Below are 4146 nucleotides of genomic sequence, written 5' to 3'. Positions count from 1 at the left end.
GGCGCGGTGAAGCGGACGAGGCTGTCCACGTGGGCGTCGGTGATGTCCTGGCCGCGCACACCCTTCAGCCACACCACCTTGTCGACCCCCAGGGTCTCGATGAGGTCGGCCTCGATGTCGTCCCGGCGTGGAGTTCACCGTTCCGGACGAACCGCCCGCCGAGGCCGCGCACGCCCGCCGCACCATGATCGGGCGCAGCGCCGAGGAGGTCGACCACGCGCCCCCTCGGGGCCGTTACGCCCCCGTGCCCTCCCCGGAGGCGGGCGGTGCGAGCACCACCCTGCGGTGGGTCGCCCCCGCCGCCGCCCTCGCGCTCGCCTCGGCCGTGGTGCTGAGCCGCGCGCTGCGACGCCGGAGGTGACGGCCGCCGGGGGCGATGGGCACCGGAGGCAACGGGCGCCGGAGGCGGGGGCGGGCCAGTAGGGTCATCGGGTGAGCAGGAGCGAAGAGAACGTCAGGCTGACCGTCGGCGAAGCCGAGTTGACCGTCGACCCCGGGCACGGCTGCCGGATCAGCAGCCTGCGGATCGGGGGCACCGAACTGCTCCGCCAGGGCGAGCGGTACGGCTGCTTCCCGATGGTGCCCTGGTGCGGGCGCACCGGGAACGGGGAGTTCCGCAACGGCGACGCGCTCCACCGGCTGCCGCTGAACTCCCCGCCGCACGCCATCCACGGCACCGGCCGCGACACCTCCTGGCAGCCTGCGTTCACGGCCGCCGACCTGGCGGAGGGGCGGGCCGCGTTCTACTACGACCTCGCCGAGCCCTGGCCGTACCGGGGCCGGGTGACGCAGACCTTCGAGCTGACCGGGGACGCGCTGACGCTGGGCCTCGCCGTCGAGACGTCACGCGACTCCTTCCCGGCCCAGGCCGGCTGGCACCCCTGGTTCCACCGCACCATCGACGGCGTGGCCGCCGAGCTCTCCTTCGACGCCGCCTGGCAGGAGGAGCGCGGCGCGGATCATCTGCCCACCGGGCGGCGCGTCGACCCCCTGCCCGGTCCGTGGGACGACTGCTTCGGCATGCCCGACGGCGTGGACGTGAAGCTCACCTGGCCGGAGCGGCTGGAGCTGACGGTGAAGAGCCGCAGCGAGTGGGTGGTCGTCTACGACGAGCAGGACGAGGCGGTCTGCGTCGAGCCGCAGTCCGGGCCGCCGAACGGGCTGAACACCGCGCCCCGGCTGGTGACCCCGATCGACCCGCTGGAGATGACGACGACCTGGAGCTGGACGCGGCTCTGAGCCGGTGCCCGGCGGTGGGCCGGTGCGGTACCGCTTACCCTCGTGGTCATGACTGACGTACGCGCTGACCTGCTCCAGCAGATCAAGGACAAGGCCGTGGTGCACGGCAAGGTGACCCTCTCCTCGGGGCTGGAAGCCGACTGGTACATCGACCTGCGCCGGATCACGCTGGACGGCAAGGCCGCGCCGCTGGTCGGCCAGGTCATGCTCGACGCCACCGCCGAGCTGGACTACGACTGCGTCGGCGGGCTGACCCTGGGCGCCGACCCGGTCGCCACCTCGATGCTGCACGCCTCCGCCGCCCGGGGTAAGAGCCTGGACGCTTTCGTCGTCCGCAAGGCGCAGAAGGCGCACGGGATGCAGCGCCGGATCGAGGGCACCGACGTGAAGGGCCGCCGCTGCCTGGTCGTCGAGGACACCTCGACGACGGGCGGTTCGCCGCTGACCGCCGTCGAGGCGGTGCGTGAGGCGGGCGGCGAGGTCGTCGCCGTCGCCGTGATCGTCGAGCGCGGTGCCGCCCCGGCCATCGCCGAGGCAGGTCTGCCGTACATCCACGTCTACTCGGTGGCCGACCTCGACCTGGGCTGAGAGGGCTGTCGGGTGGCCGCGGCGGACGGTTTCACGTGAAACCGGGTCCGCCGAGTGGAGCCGGATGAGGAGTCTGGGAAGATGGGGGCGACGATGACGTCGCCCCCAGGTCAGGGACTCAAAGCCTGCACACCCGCACATCCCAAGGAGCGGTCAGATGCCCATCGCAACCCCCGAGGCGTACGCCGAGATGCTCGACCGGGCAAAGGCGGGCAAGTTCGCCTACCCGGCCATCAACGTCACCTCGTCCCAGACCCTGCACGCCGCCCTGCGCGGCTTCGCGGAGGCCGAGAGCGACGGCATCGTCCAGATCTCCACCGGCGGTGCGGAGTTCCTGGGCGGCCAGTACAGCAAGGACATGGTCACGGGTGCGGTCGCCCTGGCGGAGTTCGCGCACATCGTCGCCGCGAAGTACGACGTCACCATCGCGCTGCACACCGACCACTGCCCCAAGGACAAGCTGGACGGGTACGTACGTCCGCTGCTCGACGTCTCCGCGGAGCGCGTCGCCAAGGGTCTGAACCCGCTGTTCCAGTCCCACATGTGGGACGGCTCGGCCGAGACCCTCGCCGACAACCTGGCCATCGGCCAGGAGCTGCTGGCCAAGGCCGCCGCCGCCAGGATCATCCTCGAGGTCGAGATCACCCCGACCGGCGGTGAGGAGGACGGCGTCACGCACGAGATCAACGACGAGCTGTACACGACCGTCGACGACGCGCTGCGCACCGCCGAGGCGCTCGGCCTGGGCGAGAAGGGCCGCTACCTGCTGGCCGCCTCCTTCGGCAACGTCCACGGCGTCTACAAGCCGGGCAACGTCGTGCTCCGTCCCGAGCTGCTGAAGGACCTTCAGGCGGGCGTCTCCGAGAAGTACGGCAAGCCGGCCGGCAGCCAGCCGTTCGACTTCGTCTTCCACGGCGGCTCCGGCTCCACCGCCGAGGAGATCGCCACCGCGCTGGAGAACGGCGTCGTGAAGATGAACCTCGACACCGACACCCAGTACGCCTTCACCCGCCCGGTCGTGGACCACATGTTCCGCAACTACGACGGTGTCCTGAAGGTCGACGGCGAGGTCGGCAACAAGAAGACCTACGACCCCCGGACCTGGGGCAAGGCCGCCGAGGCGGGCATGGCCAAGCGCGTCACCGAGGCGTGCGGGCACCTGCGCTCCACGGGTACGAAGCTGAAGTAGTCACCCGTCTGCACGGACGTACGGTGTCGGGCCCGGTCCTCCTTCCAGGGGGCCGGGCCCGTTGCCGTACCGGGAGAGAAACGAGGCCCCGCTGTGGGTGCGACTTACGATTTCGACACCGTCGTCGACCGCCGGGGCACCTGGTGCGTCCAGTGGGACGGGGTCGCGGACCGGTTCGGGGTCGACGGGCTGCTGCCGTTCACCATCTCCGACATGGACTTCGCCACGGCCCCCGAGGTCCTGGCCGCGCTCCGGGACCGTCTGGAACACGGGGTGTTCGGCTACACCACCTGGCAGCAGGACGACTTCCGCTCGGCGATAGCCCACTGGTACGCGACCCGGTACGACACCACGATCGACACCGGGCAGCTGGTCTACGGTCCGTCCGTGCTCAACCAGCTCTCCCAGCTGCTGCGGATGTGGACGGGGGAGGGGGACGGCGTCGTCGTCCACACCCCCACGTACGACGGCTTCCGCAAGGCGATCACCGGGCTCGGGCGTGAGCTGCGGGGAGTGCCGGTGGGGGACGAGGAGGCGCTGGAGCGCGAGCTGTCGCGGGCGGACGCGAAGGTGCTGGTGCTGTGCTCGCCGCACAACCCGACGGGGCGGGTGTGGACGGCCGACGAGCTGGCCCGGACGGCGGAGCTCGCGGAGCGGCACGGGGTCGCGGTGATCAGCGACGAGATCCACGCGGACTTCGTGCACGAGGAGCATGCGGGGCGTGGCCATGTGCCGTGGACACGGGTGGCGGGCGCCGGGCGCTGGGCGCTCATCTCCTCCGGGTCGAAGGCGTTCAACTTTCCGGCGCTGACCGGTTCGTACGGGCTGATCGGCGATCCGGTGGACCGGGCGGAGTACGTGCGCCGGATGGAGACGGGGGAGGGGCTGGCGTCGCCGGCCGTTCTGTCGTTGACCGCGCACATCGCGGCGTACCGGGAGGGGGCGGCGTGGCTGGACGCGGTACGGGCGTACGTGGCGGGGAACCTGGGGTACGTCGCGGAGCGGCTGGGCGAGGCCTTCCCCGAGCTGGGGTGGGCGCCGCCGCAGGCCGGGTACCTGGCCTGGATCGACCTGCGGCCGCTGGGGGTGGACGACGCCGCGTTGCAGCGGGTGCTGGTGGAGCGGGAGGG

Annotated in this window: 4 protein-coding genes and 2 pseudogenes; 5 read left to right on the top strand and 1 reads right to left on the bottom strand. The window is 71.7% G+C overall.

Features of this window, described 5'->3' with window-relative positions; translation table 11 throughout:
* Window positions 1-125: pseudogene (locus tag HET64_RS37160) on the bottom strand (agmatine deiminase family protein); the annotation flags it as partial.
* Between HET64_RS37160 and HET64_RS37155 the strand changes: the two are divergent.
* From HET64_RS37155 to HET64_RS37135, 5 genes and pseudogenes are all read left to right on the top strand, one after another.
* A pseudogene (locus HET64_RS37155) lies at window positions 125-361 on the top strand (carbon monoxide dehydrogenase); the annotation flags it as partial. The pseudogenes HET64_RS37160 and HET64_RS37155 sit on opposite strands and share 1 nt — an antisense overlap.
* A gap of 71 nt (window positions 362-432) precedes the next feature.
* A complete protein-coding gene (locus HET64_RS37150; RefSeq protein ID WP_215111644.1) occupies window positions 433-1239 on the top strand; it encodes an aldose 1-epimerase in 807 nt (268 codons plus the stop codon).
* 48 nt (window positions 1240-1287) lie between these two features.
* Complete coding sequence (gene pyrE / locus HET64_RS37145) at window positions 1288-1827, top strand: orotate phosphoribosyltransferase (RefSeq protein ID WP_050358452.1); 540 nt, start codon at window positions 1288-1290, stop codon at window positions 1825-1827.
* Window positions 1828-1984: 157 nt separating this feature from the next.
* A complete protein-coding gene (gene fbaA / locus HET64_RS37140) occupies window positions 1985-3016 on the top strand; it encodes a class II fructose-bisphosphate aldolase (protein ID WP_215111643.1) in 1032 nt (343 codons plus the stop codon).
* Window positions 3017-3109: 93 nt separating this feature from the next.
* Window positions 3110-4146: MalY/PatB family protein (locus tag HET64_RS37135; protein WP_215111642.1), on the top strand; the 1037-nt coding region annotated here is incomplete at its 3' end.

This window comes from Streptomyces sp. McG3, assembly GCF_018619185.1.
GTDB lineage: Bacteria > Actinomycetota > Actinomycetes > Streptomycetales > Streptomycetaceae > Streptomyces.
This window is presented reverse-complemented; position numbering and strand designations above follow the sequence as displayed.

Bases quoted from the DNA above. Each gene is read 5' to 3' on its own strand.
- pyrE (WP_050358452.1), top strand. From the start codon at position 1,288: ATGACTGACGTACGCGCTGACCTGCTCCAGCAGATCAAGGACAAGGCC.
- fbaA (WP_215111643.1), top strand. From the start codon at position 1,985: ATGCCCATCGCAACCCCCGAGGCGTACGCCGAGATGCTCGACCGGGCA.